At 59.2% G+C, this 15260-nt stretch carries 9 protein-coding genes and 3 pseudogenes; 5 read left to right on the top strand and 7 right to left on the bottom strand.

Going from position 1 to position 15260, the window contains the following annotated elements; translation table 11 throughout:
* Positions 1 to 211: 211 nt before the first annotated feature.
* Positions 212 to 573, top strand: a pseudogene (locus E0F99_RS31290) (pyrroloquinoline quinone biosynthesis protein PqqE); the annotation flags it as partial.
* 161 nt (positions 574 to 734) lie between these two features.
* On the opposite strand, the gene E0F99_RS24480 reads toward E0F99_RS31290, so the two are convergent.
* Together E0F99_RS24480 and E0F99_RS24475 are read right to left on the bottom strand one after the other, a co-directional pair.
* Positions 735 to 2429, bottom strand: coding sequence for an AMP-binding protein (locus tag E0F99_RS24480; protein WP_083357603.1), 1695 nt, complete (start codon positions 2427 to 2429; stop codon positions 735 to 737).
* A gap of 141 nt (positions 2430 to 2570) precedes the next feature.
* Positions 2571 to 4061, bottom strand: coding sequence for an aldehyde dehydrogenase family protein (locus E0F99_RS24475; RefSeq protein WP_083357602.1), 1491 nt, complete (start codon positions 4059 to 4061; stop codon positions 2571 to 2573).
* A gap of 510 nt (positions 4062 to 4571) precedes the next feature.
* Between E0F99_RS24475 and E0F99_RS30610 the strand changes: the two are divergent.
* From E0F99_RS30610 to E0F99_RS24465, 3 genes and pseudogenes are all read left to right on the top strand, one after another.
* Positions 4572 to 4777 (top strand): annotated as a pseudogene (locus E0F99_RS30610) (IS3 family transposase); the annotation flags it as partial.
* A 330-nt stretch (positions 4778 to 5107) separates the two neighbouring features.
* Positions 5108 to 5308: pseudogene (locus tag E0F99_RS24470) on the top strand (hypothetical protein); the annotation flags it as partial.
* Positions 5309 to 5637: 329 nt separating this feature from the next.
* The gene (locus tag E0F99_RS24465; protein ID WP_083357601.1) at positions 5638 to 6564 is read left to right on the top strand and encodes a GGDEF domain-containing protein; all 927 of its coding nucleotides are present in this window, start codon (positions 5638 to 5640) and stop codon (positions 6562 to 6564) included.
* A gap of 22 nt (positions 6565 to 6586) precedes the next feature.
* Here the strand turns inward: E0F99_RS24465 and E0F99_RS24460 are convergent, their stop codons facing one another.
* The 5 genes from E0F99_RS24460 to trhO form a co-directional block, all read right to left on the bottom strand.
* On the bottom strand, positions 6587 to 7366 hold the full coding sequence (locus tag E0F99_RS24460) for an iron-containing redox enzyme family protein (RefSeq protein ID WP_408003436.1): 780 nt from the start codon (positions 7364 to 7366) through the stop codon (positions 6587 to 6589).
* Positions 7367 to 7444: 78 nt separating this feature from the next.
* Positions 7445 to 9919, bottom strand: a complete 2475-nt coding sequence (locus tag E0F99_RS24455) for an EAL domain-containing protein (RefSeq protein ID WP_083357599.1) — start codon at positions 9917 to 9919, stop codon at positions 7445 to 7447.
* Positions 9920 to 9990: 71 nt separating this feature from the next.
* The gene (locus E0F99_RS24450; protein ID WP_408003429.1) at positions 9991 to 11811 is read right to left on the bottom strand and encodes an ABC transporter ATP-binding protein; all 1821 of its coding nucleotides are present in this window, start codon (positions 11809 to 11811) and stop codon (positions 9991 to 9993) included.
* Positions 11804 to 12439, bottom strand: coding sequence for a DsbA family protein (locus E0F99_RS24445; RefSeq protein ID WP_083357598.1), 636 nt, complete (start codon positions 12437 to 12439; stop codon positions 11804 to 11806). Before E0F99_RS24445 ends, E0F99_RS24450 begins: the two co-directional genes overlap by 8 nt.
* Before the next feature lie 3 nt (positions 12440 to 12442).
* Entirely contained in the window at positions 12443 to 13384 is a 942-nt protein-coding gene (gene trhO / locus E0F99_RS24440) for an oxygen-dependent tRNA uridine(34) hydroxylase TrhO (RefSeq protein WP_083357597.1), read from the bottom strand.
* A 232-nt stretch (positions 13385 to 13616) separates the two neighbouring features.
* Here trhO and E0F99_RS24435 point away from each other — a divergent pair.
* Positions 13617 to 15260: Tc toxin subunit A (locus E0F99_RS24435; protein WP_341273820.1), on the top strand; the 1644-nt coding region annotated here is incomplete at its 3' end.

The following is a 15260-nucleotide window of genomic DNA, read 5'->3' as shown; positions in this document are numbered from 1 at the left end:
CCTTAGTGGGGCGGCAACTGCCGCCATTGCCGCGGCGTGCGCGAGGGCACCTTGCACGCGCAGCCACGTCCCCAGTCTTGCATCGCGCTTTCCGACGATGGTGTGCACTGGACTCATCAATCACGCCTGGACAGTTGGCCGCAGCACTACCCTTGGATCGACCTCGCCTGCTGCGCCTATTTCCGCCAACGCCTGGGCCAAGCGCACCGCAATGCTGGCCGGCTCCAAGAAGGCTTTTGCCCAGAAATTAGCGATGGCCCGCGCGGTGAAAGCCCAAGGCTACCCGATGGTGCTGAACTTCCTCCCCATCGGTACAACATCGACCGCATCATCGGACTGTGCGTCGCCCCGGAAGCCGACTTCGTAGAGCTTGCCACCTGCCAGTTCTACGGCTGGGCCGAGCTAAATCGCGTCGGCCTGTCAGCGATCAAAACGCAACCGGTGCGCGACGAGCGCATCACCGACGACTACCGCGCCAAACTCGAAGCCCAAGGCCATCCCTGCAAGCTGATCTTTGTAACGCCGGACTATTACGAAGAGCGCCCGAAAGCGTGCATGAATGGTTGGGGAAATAACACGCCTGTCAGGGCATCGCCAGCCTGACCTTTCGCAACGCGCGTGAATCGCGTCTGATCGCCAAGCCGTAAGCCTCGGGCGTCCCAGCGCAACATAGATTGTTTGCGATGGCAGATGCGCGTTTATCGCCTATCAGCCATCGCGGCTAATCCCAATTCTTACGGCTCGTTACCCATCTGCGCAATGCTGATATCACGCATGATGAATTTCTGGACCTTGCCGGTCACGGTCATCGGAAACTCGTCGACGAACTTGAAATGCCGAGGGGTCTTGAAGTTTGCGATGCGCTCCTTGCACCAGGCTTGCAGCTCCTGCTCGGTGGCGCTGTGACCGGGGTGGAGCTTGATCCACGCGACGATTTTTTCGCCGAATCGGGTGCAGGGAATGCCAATCACCTGCACGTCTGCAACCGCAGGGTGGGTGATAAAGAATTCCTCCAACTCACGGGGGTAAACATTCTCACCTCCTCGGATGATCATGTCCTTGTTGCGCCCGGCGATGCGCACATAGCCCTCGTCATCCATGCTTGCCAAGTCACCGGTGTGCATCCAGCCAGCACGGTCAATGGCTTCTGCGGTGCCCTGCGGGTTGTGCCAGTAACCAACCATCACGCTATAACCGCGGGTGCACAGCTCACCAATGGTGCCGCGCGGCACCAGGTTGCCGGCGTCGTCGATGATCTTGCTTTCGAGGTGCGGCTGGGTTCTGCCCACGGTGGTGACGCGCATGTCCAGATTGTCGTGCGGCCCTGTCTGAAGCGACACCGGGCTGGTTTCGGTCATGCCATAGGCAATCTGTACTTCGTGCATGTGCATCTCGTCGATGACCCGGCGCATGATTTCAATCGGGCAAATCGCCCCGGCCATGATGCCGGTGCGCAGGCTCGACAGATCGAGCTCAGCGCGGCCCGGCTGATCGAGCATGGCGATAAACATGGTCGGCACACCGTACAGGGCCGTGGCCTTTTCTTCGGCGACCGTGGTGAGTGTAATGAGTGGGTCGAAGCCGTCACTGGGATAAATCATGGTGGTGCCATGGGTCAGGCAGGCGAGGTTGCCAACCACCATGCCAAAGCAGTGATAAAGGGGCACCGGGATCACCAAACGGTCCTCTGCGGCCAGCCCCAGGCTTTCGCCAACCATGTAGCCGTTGTTCAGAATGTTGTAATGGCTGAGGGTGGCGCCCTTGGGGAACCCGGTCGTTCCGGAGGTGAACTGGATATTGACCGCTTGATCGAAGTGCAGGCTGTTCTGACGCTCGCTCAGTTGTTCGCTCGGCACGCTGGCTGCCAACTCCCCCAGTTTCGACCACGATAGGAAGCCCGCCGGGGGCTGGGCTTGCAGGCTAATTAAGCCGCGCAACTCCGGTAGGCGCTCACTTCGTAGTTGGCCGGTCGGTTGTGCCGCTAACTCAGGCAGCAAGCTTTGCAGCATTGCATGGTAGTCGGAGGTCTTGAACGCACCGGCGCACAACAACCACTGGCAACCGGACAGCTTGAGTGCGTATTCGAGTTCGGTAGTTCGGTAGGCGGGGTTGATACAGACCAGCACCACGCCGATCTTCGCCGTGGCGAATTGCGCAATGCACCACTGCGCGCAATTGGGCGCCCAAACGCCGAGCCGGTCGCCGGTTTTCAAACCCAGGGCCAGCAGTGCTCTGGCGTAAAGGTCTACTGCGTCGCCCAATTGCTGCCAGGTATAACGTAACTGCTGATGGCGAACCACCAGCGCTTCGCCGCCGGGGAATTGCGCTACGGTCTGATCGAGTGCCTGGCCAATGGTCATGGTCAGCAACGCTTTGTTTTGAACGCCGCGGGTGTAACTTTGCTGCGGTTTGTCACTGTCTTGATGCATGACGTTTCCTTTGTTTTTATCGTTCTAAGACGGAGTTGCGCGTGCCAGTTGCGCTGATAGCTGAGTGATGAAGACGGGCTGGCGAGCCGCAGAGAATAAAAATAGGCTGAGGCGTTTTCGGGCTGCCCCAACCTGAAAGGGTTACAACTTGATCATCACCGTCTTTAGTTCCGTGTAGTGGTCAATAGCTGCCGCCCCCATTTCGCGGCCGACGCCGGAAAGCTTGTAGCCGCCGAAGGGCAGGACAGGGTCAAGGGCGGTATGGCAGTTGACCCAGACCGAACCCGACTTGATACGCGGGATCATGCGGTGCACCGCGCTCATGTCGTTGGACCAGATGCTGGCGCCCAGGCCGTAGGGGTTGTCGTTAGCCAGGCGCACGGCTTCATCGATGTCATCGAACGGCATGGCCACCAGCACCGGGCCGAAGATTTCTTCCTGCACCAGGCGGTGCTTCTGATCGACGTCGACGATAACGGTAGGTTGGACGAAGTAACCAGGGCCCTGCTTTTCGCCGCCGCACGCAATGGTGGCGCCCAGTTCGCGGCCCGTTTCGATGTAGTTGTACACCCGGTCTTGTTGCTTGGCGGAGATCAGCGGCCCGATGTCCGCGCTAGGGTCCAGGCCACTGCCCAACCTCATGCCATTGGCGATATCGACGATGCCGCCAACCACGCGGTCGAAGTGTTTGCGCTGCACATAAAGACGCGATCCGGCACAGCACACCTGGCCCTGGTTGAAGAAGATGGCGTTGGCAGCGCCGGCGGTGGCCTCCTGCAAGTCGGCGTCGGCCAGCACGATGGTGGGCGATTTACCACCCAGTTCCAGGGTGACGCGCGTCATATTGTCCATGGCGACCTTGCCGACCTGCTTGCCTACCTCTGTGGAGCCAGTGAAGGTCAGTTTGTCCACGCCTGGATGACGGGTAAGTGCTGCGCCGGCCTGGAGGCCGGTGCCGGTGACGACGTTGAAGACACCGGCGGGGTAGCCCGCCTCAAGTACCAGTTCGGCCAGTTTCAGGGCGCTCAGCGGGGTTTCGTCGGCAGGCTTGAGCACCAGGCTGCAACCAGTGGCCAGGGCCGGGCCGAGCTTCCAGCAGGCCAGCATGAAGGGGAAGTTCCAGGCGACGATGGCGCCGACAACGCCCACCGCCTCGCGGCGGATGAACGCGTGGAATTCGCCGCCGGCCATCAGTGGCAAAGACGGATCTACCGTGGTGCCGGAGAGTTTGGTGGCCCAGCCAGCCATATAGCGCAGGGAGTCGACGGACAGTTGCACGTCAACCAAGCGCGCCATCTGCGCGCTTTTACCGTTGTTCAGGCATTCCAACTCAGCGATTACCTGGGCGTCGCGCTCAATCAGGTCGGCCAGACGCCACAACAGGTTTTGCCGCTCACGTGGACGTGTGCGGCTCCACGCCGAGTCATCGAAAGCACGGCGTGCGGCCTGCACCGCGCGGTCTACGTCGACGTGATCGGCCGACGGTACGTCCAGCAAGCGTTCACCGGTGGCGGGGTTGCGCACGACCATGGTCGCTCCGCTGGCGGCGTCTATCCATCCAGCGCCAATCAGCATTTGAGGTCGCTTGGAGAGGAATTCGATGGTCTTGGAATGCAGCGGTACGTGTTCCATGGGCGAGGCCTCATTGTTGTGGATGTAGTAAAAGTCCGAGGAGCAAGGCCCATGCCAGCCCTACCCAAGTGGCGCGAGCCCAGGGCTGCGGCCTTTTCAGGCCCCAGTCAGGCGTAACGGTCGCGACGCGTGGTGTATTGGGCTTATACAGCTGTCTCAAAGTGAGACACCGGCAGCCCCGTGCAGGCGACCGACTCGCGCTAGGCCGGCGCGCCATCAACCCGCTGGCGGGCGCGTTACTAAAGCCGAGGGCCGTTTTCGCGAAGCCATTCGTTTCATGCACGCCTATGGCAATGCCTGAGCCGACAATGGCGTGCGCCTCTCAAAACGTGCGCACACCTGCACAGCCCCGTTAAGGGATCGCGCGACCGAATCTTGCGTCGACAAAGGCATCATTTCCGTCCTGTTGGTTAATGAGGCCCTGCGGAGTGGCGGCGCGGGCATAACGAGGCGGCGCTACGGGTGCAGGCCTGCATACTCCCTGATCTGCTCATCAAGCCGTTTGCGTAGGTGCGCGGGCTCGATTTAGTCAGTAAACAACCCGGCCCACATGCGTTAAACGAGCGGCTGTAGAAAGACTCGATATCCCGCAAACCTTTAACCCTGAGTTTGATGTGCCAGCTCCCAATCAGGACGGGGGCGGTGACATCACCTATATTTGGGCACAAGGAAAGTGGCACTGCCTGGCTGTCGCTCTGGGCCTCTGCATGCGCCAGAGCATGAGTCGCCGGGAAATTGCTGGGACACTCCGTTCACTCCGCTCAAGAGCGTCAGCCCAATCTGACCCGTGCGGGGATTAGCCAATAGGATTGGGCGCTGACGCTACCTGGCATCGCCGGGCCCAGCATCTGCGACCTGATAGGGGCCTCGTTCGGGAAACGCTACGGCAATCGCCAAGCCCCCATCGGGTGTGGCAGAGGCGATGCGGGGAGTCGGTTGCTCGGCGCAGCGCAGTCAGAGCGAAAACTCAAGCGCTCAATCAATTGAGAGCCTCGCTCGTCAGTGCCCCGCAAGACATTCGTGAACGGCTCTGGAAAACCAAACCTGCCGACCGCTTAGGGCGCCGCAGCGTGTTCGCGTTAGCCGCACTCGGCACGGCGGCGTTCCTGCCGGTGATCGTGCTGTTCCAGAGCCCCGACAATATCTTGTGGATGCTGGTGGTGTTCGGCTTCCTGTACGGGATTCCCTATGGCGTGATACCGGCGCTGTTTATTCGCGATAAACAGTTCGACCCACAAAAACAGTAAGGTCCGGCAGGTGCGTCGGGCACCATCGCAACTCAACCAGCCAAATAACTGACGTCATTACGCAACGACCGTTTTTGACTTTAAAAATGGTCGTTGATTTATAAGGAGTTTTATTAAGTTAAACAAAGTGGCACGAATATCGCTCTAAGCCCTTTCAAGCAGGTTAAGCGATGACAAGACGTGTGGCAGGGCCTAGGGGTTATAACCCCGGGCAAAGCGGTTTAGACTGTTTCCGATGTTTTACAGAACTGAAGGAGCAGTAAGACGCTTGGCATTCGCCACTCTCATCGAGCCTGTAAGACAGTTAAGTGCTTAGAGGCCGTTAGCTTATGAAATCACCAACCCAGACCAACGCAATTGACTTCGACAGTGCAAAATTGCAACGCCTGGGGTTTGGTCAACCAGCCCTTCGTCCCCGCCGCCCCGTCACTTTTAACGAACTGCGCCAGCAACTGGGCCAGCAATTGCAGACCAGCCTGGAGCCGGAGCGCATCCTTGGCCTGTTCTTTCGCGAGGTGCAACGCCTGGTGCCCCTGGACGCGTTGCACTACCGCCATGAACCCAGCGACCTACGCCTGGAATTCGGCCATCGCGGCCACCACTCGGTGAGCTACACCTTGAGCCATGAAGGCGAGCATTTGGGCGAGCTGATATTCCGTCGCAACCAGCGCTTAATGGACGACGAACTGAGCCAGTTGGAGGCGCTGCTGGCGAGCTTGCTGTACCCGATGCGCAACGCCCTGCTCTACCGTACCGCCACCCGCAGCGCGCTGCGCGATCCATTGACCGAAACCGGCAATCGCATTGCCATGGACCAGACCCTGCAACGGGAAATCGACATGGCCCGGCGGCACCTGAGCCCGCTGTCCTTGCTGATGCTGGACATCGATCACTTCAAGAACATCAACGACACCCACGGTCATGCGGCCGGCGACAAAGTACTGCGCGCCGTGGCCGGCTCGATCAAAAGCCAACTGCGCAACGTGGACATGGTGTTTCGGTTTGGCGGGGAAGAGTTTCTAATCCTGCTGTCGAACACCGGCCGGGATGCGGCAGGCATGGTCGGCGAGCGCTTGCGCCGGGCTGCACACGCTCAGGATTACTGGGCAGATGACACCAAGATCGAATTGACGGTGAGCCTGGGCTGCTCGACCTTGCTGGCCGCCGAGTCGGCCGAAAGCCTGTTACGCCGCGCCGACAACGCCTTGTACGTGGCCAAGCGCGAAGGCCGCAACCGCTTGGCAATGGCGGGGTAAGCACCCCGCCATCACCTTTACATCACGCCTCGCTGGCGACGCGTGCCTGACGCTCGCGAATCGCTAGGGGCGCCTTTTCCTTGTCTTTCTCCTTCTCCAAACGCATGCAGCTTTCCAAAAACAGGTACATGTAGTCATAGCTTTTGCACACGGCCTGACGCAGTTCTTCCTGCAAGGTTTTGCTCGGGTTCATCCCTGCCAGGGTGCAGATTATTTCAAGCGCTTCCCACGGGTGGGCATCGTCGTACTGCGCGTGCATCTTCAACCATTTCATGGCGCGCTTGCGCTCTTCCTCAGGGAAGGCTGCCGCGTACACACCGGTCGAACACACCACGGCAGACCACTCCCCGGTCGCCCCCTCGATCGCGTAGTTGGTCGCGGCAATCGCAACGATCAACGAATCGGCCGAGCTGGTGTGCCAGCACCAATGGCTCAGTGCGTGCAATTCCGGCGGTACGTTCTGCGCTTGCAACTCTTCCAGGCTCACGCCATGGGCGCGGGCCCAATGTACCCAATAGTCGGCATGGTTCAGTTCCACACGAATATTACGCATCAGCCACCGGCGCGCCATGTCCTCCCCAGGATGGCGGGCAAATTTGGTCTTGGTGAGGTTCTGTGCCATGTACAAGGCAAACTGTTCCACCACTGGCCAGCCACCGATCAAGTAGTGGCGCAAGGTCTTGGCGCTGAGCGTGTTATCGCGCATGCGCTGGTACAGTTCGTGTTCGACAACTCGGCGCTTGCTCTCGCTACAGTCCTGGATCAATTGCTGCGCCCAGGCGGGGTAACTCGAGGCTTCCATAAGCGGGCCGGTTCGATTGAAGGTGTCGATCACTGTAAGGCTCCTTTTTTAGTGTGATAGTACAGACCAGTGAATGGTTCAGCGGAATGTGCCGGGCGCCTTGAACACCAGAGGCTGTGGCCGCACGGGTCGACACTGCAAGCTATCAAAGGTAAACAATTGCGGGCGTTCAATCAGATAGCCCTGAGCGTAATCCACACCGATCTCAAGTAAAGCCTGTTCGATTTGCGGTGTCTCAACAAACTCGGCAATGGTGCGCTTACCCATGACGTGGCCGATGTGATTGATCACTTCGACCATGGCGCGGTTAATCGGGTCGTCCAGCATATCCTTTACGAAACTTCCATCGATCTTCAGGAAGTCTACAGGTAAATGTTTGAGATAGGCGAATGAGGACATTCCGGCGCAAAAGTCATCAAGTGAAAAATGGCAACCTAACGCTTTGAGTTCATTAATAAAACGAATTGCACTACCGAGATTTGCGATAGCACTGGTTTCTGTTATTTCAAAACATATCATTGCCGGCGGAATGTTATAAGCCGTGAATTTCTCACGTAAAAATCCGAAAAACTCGTCATCACCAATGGTAATACCTGACAGATTAATCGCACACATCGCCATCGGCCGGCCTGGCCGCTCGCCAATACAGTCGGCGATAAGTTTGAACACATTTTCGACTACCCAGCGATCCAGTGACGTCATCAGGCCGTAACGTTCAGCGGCCGGAATAAAACTGTCCGGCAGAATTATCCTGCCGGCTTCATCGTGCAGGCGCAGCAGAATTTCGATGTGCCCATTGCCGCCATCCGTCTGGCCCAAAGGCGAAATTTCCTGCGCATACAGGCAGAAACGATTTTCATCCAAGGCCATGTGCAGGCGCTGGACCCAGGCCATTTCACCGAATCGCAGCGACAATTCCGAGTCGTCCGCATGGTAAACCTGTACACGGTTGCGGCCCTTTTCCTTGGCCATGTAACACGCCATATCGGCGGCACGCAGCGATGTTTCCAAGGTCGTCGGGGTTTGCGAGATATGCACCAGGCCAATACTGACAGTGGTCATGAATGGCCGGCCCTTCCACACAAAATGCAGGCTTTGCACGGTATGGCGCAGGCTCTCGGCGATCTTTTCCGCGACCGCTGCCGGGCAGTTCTCCAGCAGGATGCCAAACTCATCGCCGCCCAGGCGCGCCAGGGTGTCACCTTCGCGTAAGTCCGATTGCAACAGCGCGCAGATATGCCGAAGCAGCTCGTCACCGGCGGCATGACCGCAGGTATCGTTGACCAGCTTGAACTGGTCCAGATCGAGGAACATCAAGGCATGTCGCGGGTTTTGCTGACGAGCGACCTGTTGCAGCACCTGTTCGAGGCGGAACTCAAACTCGCGGCGGTTGGCAAGGCCAGTCAAGGCATCGTGGGTCGCCTGCCACGACAGGTTGGCGATGTACTGGCGCTCCTGGGTCATATCGTGCAGCACCAGCACCGCGCCGCTGACCTTGCCGGCACTGCGGATGGGTGCGCCTACCAGGGTTACCGACACCGTACTGCCGTCCACACGCTGGATCAGCTTGGAATGCTCACTGCCGCCACCGAGTTCACCCTTGATGACATGCTCTAACAAAGTAAAGGCATCAGGCTCGGCATTTTCATCGAGCAGGCTGAATAACGCCGCCAAGGGCAAACCTTGGGCCTGGGCCGTCTTCCAATGGGTCAGCGCCTCGGCGGCAGGGTTCATGTAGGCAATGGCACCGTCAACATCGGTGGTGATCACCCCATCGCCAATCGACTCCAGGGTGATCTGCGCTCGCTCTTTTTCCGCTTGCAGGGCGCTGGCGAACGCATGTCGCTGGGTCAGCAACTTGTGAGTACGCAGCAGTGCCAGAGCGATCAGGCCCAGGGCGGTGGCCAGGTTGGTGATCAACAATAGCCGCAGAATGACCCGCGAGCCTTCGCCCAAGGCGTCGCTGAACGCTTTCGCAGCCGGCGTCACGCCATCGTTGATGGCCGTGATGCGCCCCTTCCACTCCCTTACATCGCTGCTGCTGACCTGATCACTGCTGATCGCTCGGTGCATCGCCTGCGCCAGGTCGTCCAATTGCACCAGATAACCATCGCCCACGGTCCACAGCTCAATGGCTTTTTCCAGATAGCTGAAATGGCGAAAATTCAGGTACAGCCAGATCAGGCTGGACACATCATCAGGGTGGTTACCGCCTTTGAGAATGCCCAGGCGCGCGGCGGCGAGGTCGGCGGTAGGGCGGTCGAGGGCAATACGCAACTCATGCCCGCCCTGCGGCACGGCGATGGCTTGCTGGTACTTGAGGTAAGTGGCGGGGTCGCGATTATCGGCGTAAAGCGTCAGGTAGTAGATGGCATCTTTCTGACCCTTGGACCATAGGCTCTCCCCCGCCACATAACCACGTACCGCTGAGAGAACGTAGAGACTGACGCAGCCTAACAATGCCTGAAACAGTACGACGGCGATGAAGGGCCAGACCATGCCCAACAGCCGAGGCCTGCTTAACGTCGCTCCGAGAGTCCGTTTTTGCTTCATGAAGTCCCTTGCACATGCACAGCCAAATACGCACGCGAACATCCGCTCCCGATAGCACAGCCTAGGCTAATTCAACGCACTTGTTGCAGGTGCCCATAAAGTTTGGCGTACAACCCACCCTCCGCGATCAATTGCTGATGGTCGCCATCCTCGGCGATGTGCCCGCCGTCAAACACCAACACCCGGTCAGCCTGCTTCACCGCTGAAAGCCGGTGGGCGATGATCAGTGTAGTACGCCCACTGAGAAACCGCGCCAGCGCCTGGTGCAGGTTGTACTCGGTGGCGGCGTCCAGGGCGGACGTGGCCTCATCCAGAATCACCACTTTCGGCTCGGCCAGCACCATGCGCGCGATCGCCAGGCGTTGTCGCTGGCCACCGGAAAAACGCACGCCGGAGCGCCCCACTATGCTGTCCAACCCCAAGGGCAATGCCCTCACGGTAGCATCCAACTGGGCGATTTCCAGCGCCTGCCAACAGGCCTGGTCGCTGCGGGTGCGGCCCATGGTCAGGTTGGCGCGCACGGTGTCATTGAACAACGCCGGGTGTTGCAGCACCACGGCGACGTTTTCGCGGATAGTCGCGAGGCCGATTTCCTGCTGGGTTGCACCGCCGAAACGAATACTGCCGGCCTGCGGCGTGTAAAGCCCCAACAGCAGTTGCACGAGCGTACTTTTGCCGCCGCCGCTGGCGCCGACAATCGCCACTTTCTCCCCCGGCGCAATGGCCAGGTTCAACTGATTGAGCACCCGGTCTTCACCGTAGCCAAAATCCAGGCCCCGCACCTCAATACCGACGGTCTCACGCCCGGTGAATGGGTCTGCGCCGCCGGCGTATTGCGGCTCGTCGGCGCGCGCCAGCAACTCGTTTATCCGCGTCAGCGCTCCGCCCGCGGCATAGAAGGCGTATTGCAGGTTCAGCAGCTGTTCCACCGGGCCGATCATGAACCACAGGTAGCTGAACACCGCGAGCATCTGGCCGATAGACAGGTCGGAAAACAGCACCGTGAGCATCGCCGCCGCGCGAAAAATGTCGATGCCGAACTGGAACAACAAGCCACTGGCGCGGCTGGAGGCGTCGGTTTTCCATTGCGAGTGGATCGCGTAGTCGCGCACTTCCTGGGCACGCTGGCCGAGGCGCCCGAGGAAAAAACCTTGGCGGTTGCTGGCGCGGACTTCCTGGATGGCGTCGAGGGTTTCGGTCAACGCCTGAGTGAAGCGCGAGGTGCTGTCGTTTTCCAGTTTCTTCAGGTGTTTGACGCGCTTGCCCAACTGCACCGTGGCGTAGATCACCAACGGGTTGAACAGCAGGATCAACAACGCCAGCTGCCAATGCATCCACACCAGAATCGCCGAAGTGCCCACCAGTGTGAGCATGGCTACCAGAAAACGGCTGAGGGTTTCGCCGACAAATTTGTCCAGCGTGTCCAAGTCGGTGACCAGGTGCGTGGTGACCGTGCCGCTGCCCAAGCTTTCGTATTCGCCGAGGGAAATGCGCTTGAGCCGCTCAATCAGGCGCACGCGAATGCGATAGACAATATCCTTGGCCAGCCGCGCAAACAGGCGTGCCTGCACCACGTTGAACACCAGTGCGCCGCAACGCAGGCTTAGCGTCACCAACAGCATCAGGCCGATATAACCGGCAGCCTTCTGCCAACCCAGGGGCAATGCGTTGTTCATCACTTTGAGGGCGGCATCACCACGGCCCAACAGCACTTCGTCCACCAGCAAGGGCAGCAGCAATGGGATGGGCACGCTGCACAGGGTGGCCAGCACGGCGACGCCATTGGCGATCCACAGGGCTTTTTTGTGACGCAGGGCCAGGCGGCGAATGTCCGCCCAGGTCAGTCGGTCAGTGCGCTTGGGCTGCTCGGCAATGTCAGGCTGATCATGCACAGCTAGCTCGCTCCAACCAGCGGGCAAGCAATGGCGATAGCTCGGACAGCGGCTGGTAGCCGTTTGTCAGTAACGCAAGCTGGCCATTACGCTCTGCCAACAGGGTCGGGAAACCGGCGATGCCCAGATCCTGCACCCAGGTGAAATCGGCGGCCGTCGCCGCGTGCTGCTCGGCGCGATCAAACGCGCCGGCAAATTCGATTCGCGGGATACCGGCCTCTTCGGCCAGCGCTACCAATACGCTGGCGAGAGTCACATCACGGCCCTCGACGTAAAATGCCTGCTGGATCAGCCCCAGCAGTTTCCACGCGCAATCCGGCGCCAGGCTACGTGCGGTGACGATTGCACGGCACGCCGGCTCAGTGTCATAGACAAAGCCGTCGGGCAACGCACCGTCGCGCTTGAACGGCTGGCCGGTGGCCTCGGTGACGGCCTGCCAGTGCTCAAGAATATAGCGCCGGGTCGTTGGCTCCAGCGCTGCGCCACTGCCGGTGCGCAAGCCGCCCACCACCAGGTGCACATCGACGCCGGCCACTTGGGCCTGCTCGACCAACGCCTGCGCGACCGGGGCAAAGCCCCAGCACCAGGAACACATTGGGTCCATCACATAGAGCAGGCGCGCGGGCATGGGTCAGGCCTCGGAAGGGGTTTGCTTATAGTTGAAGCCAATCGGGTGCGGCATGTTGCGGGCCTTGGCCAGCTCGATCTGCTTTTGCCGGTCGATTGCGCTACGACGGGTCTTCTCCGGCAGCTTATCCCAGCAGTGCGGGCAACTGATGCCAGCCACATAGTGCTCGGACGCGCGGTCTTCTACGCTCACGGGTGTGCGGCAGGCATGACATTGATCGTAGTCACCTTCGCTCAAGTCGTGGCGCACGGTCACGCGGTTGTCGAACACAAAGCAGTCACCCTGCCACTTGGTTTCTTCCTGAGGCACTTCTTCGAGGTACTTCAGGATGCCGCCCTTGAGGTGGTAGACCTCATCGAAACCTTCGCTGAGCATATAGCTCGAGGCCTTCTCACAACGAATACCGCCGGTGCAGAACATGGCGACTTTCTTGTGCTTGGCCGGGTCGAAATTGGCTTTGATGTAATCGGGAAATTCGCGAAAACTGGTGGTTTTCGGGTCGATAGCGCCTTCAAAGGTGCCGATGGACACTTCGTAATCGTTGCGGGTGTCGATCAACAGCACTTCGGGGTCGCTGATTAGCGCATTCCAGTCTTGCGGGTTGACGTAGGTGCCGACTTTTTTGTTCGGGTCGACGCCTTCGACGCCCAGGGTCACGATCTCTTTTTTGAGCTTGACCTTGGTGCGGTAGAACGGTTGGTCATCGCAGTACGACTCTTTGTGGTCGATATCGTCCATGCGTGGGTCATTCTTCAGCCAGGCCATCAGGCCATCAATGCCTTCGCGGCTGCCGGAAACGGTGCCGTTGATGCCTTCTTCGGCGATCAGCAAGGTGCCTTTGATGCCGTTGTCGACCATTGCCTGCAGCAGTGGCTCGCGCAGGGCGACGTAATCTTCGAGGGTGACGAACTTATACAGTGCCGCCACGACAATCGGTTGAGTCATGGGTGTTTTCTCCAGGTGGCTACCCTCGTAAGGGGTGAACCGGATTTAAAAATAACGTCGCCGCTCAACGGCGCGGGCGGATTCTAACAAAACCCGCCTCGCTATGACATCGACTCCGATGCGCTGATATTTCCTCGCTGCTGTCGCGGCACGGGCTTACCTCGGCCCCGAGAACCTGCGTGATAGCGTATTTCATCACTCGCCGGCCCCATCGGCGGGACTGAAGGAATGTATGGATATGGAAGCCGACAGCAGCCCCTTGCTCGCTCAACTGATTGATCACACACGCCCTCCCGCCCCAGGTCGGGACGATTTCAAAACCGCCTTGCGGCGCCTCAACCTCAACTCGGTATTTGACATCGTACGATTGCCCGAAGGGGCCTTTGCCGAGCAACTGGCAAGGTACAACGATGACGATGCGCACACGGTGTACCTCAAGGCCCAGAGCGCCGCCGCGCAACTGGAAACGTTATTTCGCGAACAGCAAGTCTCGTCCCCTCCGTCGTCCCCGCGCAATAAGCGCAGTATCACCCCCGAAACCAGCGCCACCTACCAGGCCTTATTCGACGAAAACTGGCACCAGTTCTGCTCCAGTTCGTCCATTGCAGCGGTCGATTCGCCGACGGCCTACCTGCGGGCGCTCTATATATTCGCCCTGCAGCTGGAAGGAAATACCAAGGACACAAACGCGCTCAAGCTGTCCCAGCGACGCCCGAAGCTGAAAGACCTGATGATCAACCCACAAAGCGTTTCGGGCCAGGTGCCCATGTTGTCGATCGTCAATGAGATCTTGCTCGAAAATATCACGCAGGCCGAAGACAAAGACAAAGACAAAGAAGTCTACGCGTTGCTGAGTGGTACCTGGTATCCGTTTTCGCTGCCCTATCACTTCCACCACCAGCAATGCCAACAGGGTCTGTCGGGCAACAAGCCGGCGTTGGGGGAATTGAACTATCGCATCAGTCGCCAACTGCCCCTGGTGGGAGAAACCAGCACTTACGGGCAGGTCCGCGAACAGAACAATGAGGTCCAATGTCAGTTATCGGGGTTGAGTCCTCAACAACAGACCCTGCTGAAAAATAGTTTGGTAGCCCAAGCGGACGCGAAAAGTTTCTATCGCAACTATTACAACTGGGAGACAGATACGATAGGCCCAGTGAAGCTCACTGACTTTCTGCGCCATACACAACTGGATGGCGAACAGCTTCAGGCACTGCTTGCACAACAGACTCAGTCACCACGCGTATCGCCTTACTGCAAGCAAGACACCGGCCTCACTTACGGTGCGTGTTACATCAACGGTACGGCCACGCCCACTATCAGACTGGACAACGGCACACCCGCCAAGCTGACCAACGTTAGCCTTCAGCGCTTCGACAGGCTGCAACGCATGATTCGCCTACAGCGCTGGCTCGGCCTGCCTTTCGCGCAGTTGGACACCCTGTTGGTCAGCGCCATGCGCTGCGAAGACAAACGCGACCGCGCGCGGCTGATCACCCATAACACCCTCCGCGCGCTGGGGGTCTTTTGCTATTTGAGCAAGCGCTACACGTTGCAAGCCGAAGAGTTTGCCGCCTGGCTTCATCAGTTACCCGTTCATGCCTCAGGCGAACGCGTGTCATTGTTCGACCAGGTATTCAATCGCGCGGGCTGCGCCCTGCCCCCCCTGTATCTGGACAGCAAACCGTTCGACGATACCACCCGCCAGCAACTCTGTGCCGGGCTGGGCCTGCAAGACACTCAGGTTCGCTTCCACTACTTATCAACTCCCACAAGCCTTCAACCCGGAAGATCGAGACGGTCAGGCGGATCTATCGGCAAGGCCCAAACGCCCGCCTGTTTTGCGGTACGGGCGGTGGATGCCCGACATTGGTGC

It is taken from the genome of Pseudomonas antarctica (assembly GCF_900624995.1).
In the GTDB taxonomy this organism is placed as follows: domain Bacteria; phylum Pseudomonadota; class Gammaproteobacteria; order Pseudomonadales; family Pseudomonadaceae; genus Aquipseudomonas; species Aquipseudomonas antarctica.
The sequence above is the reverse complement of the archived record's forward strand: the minus strand, read 5'-3'. Positions and strand labels throughout refer to the sequence as shown.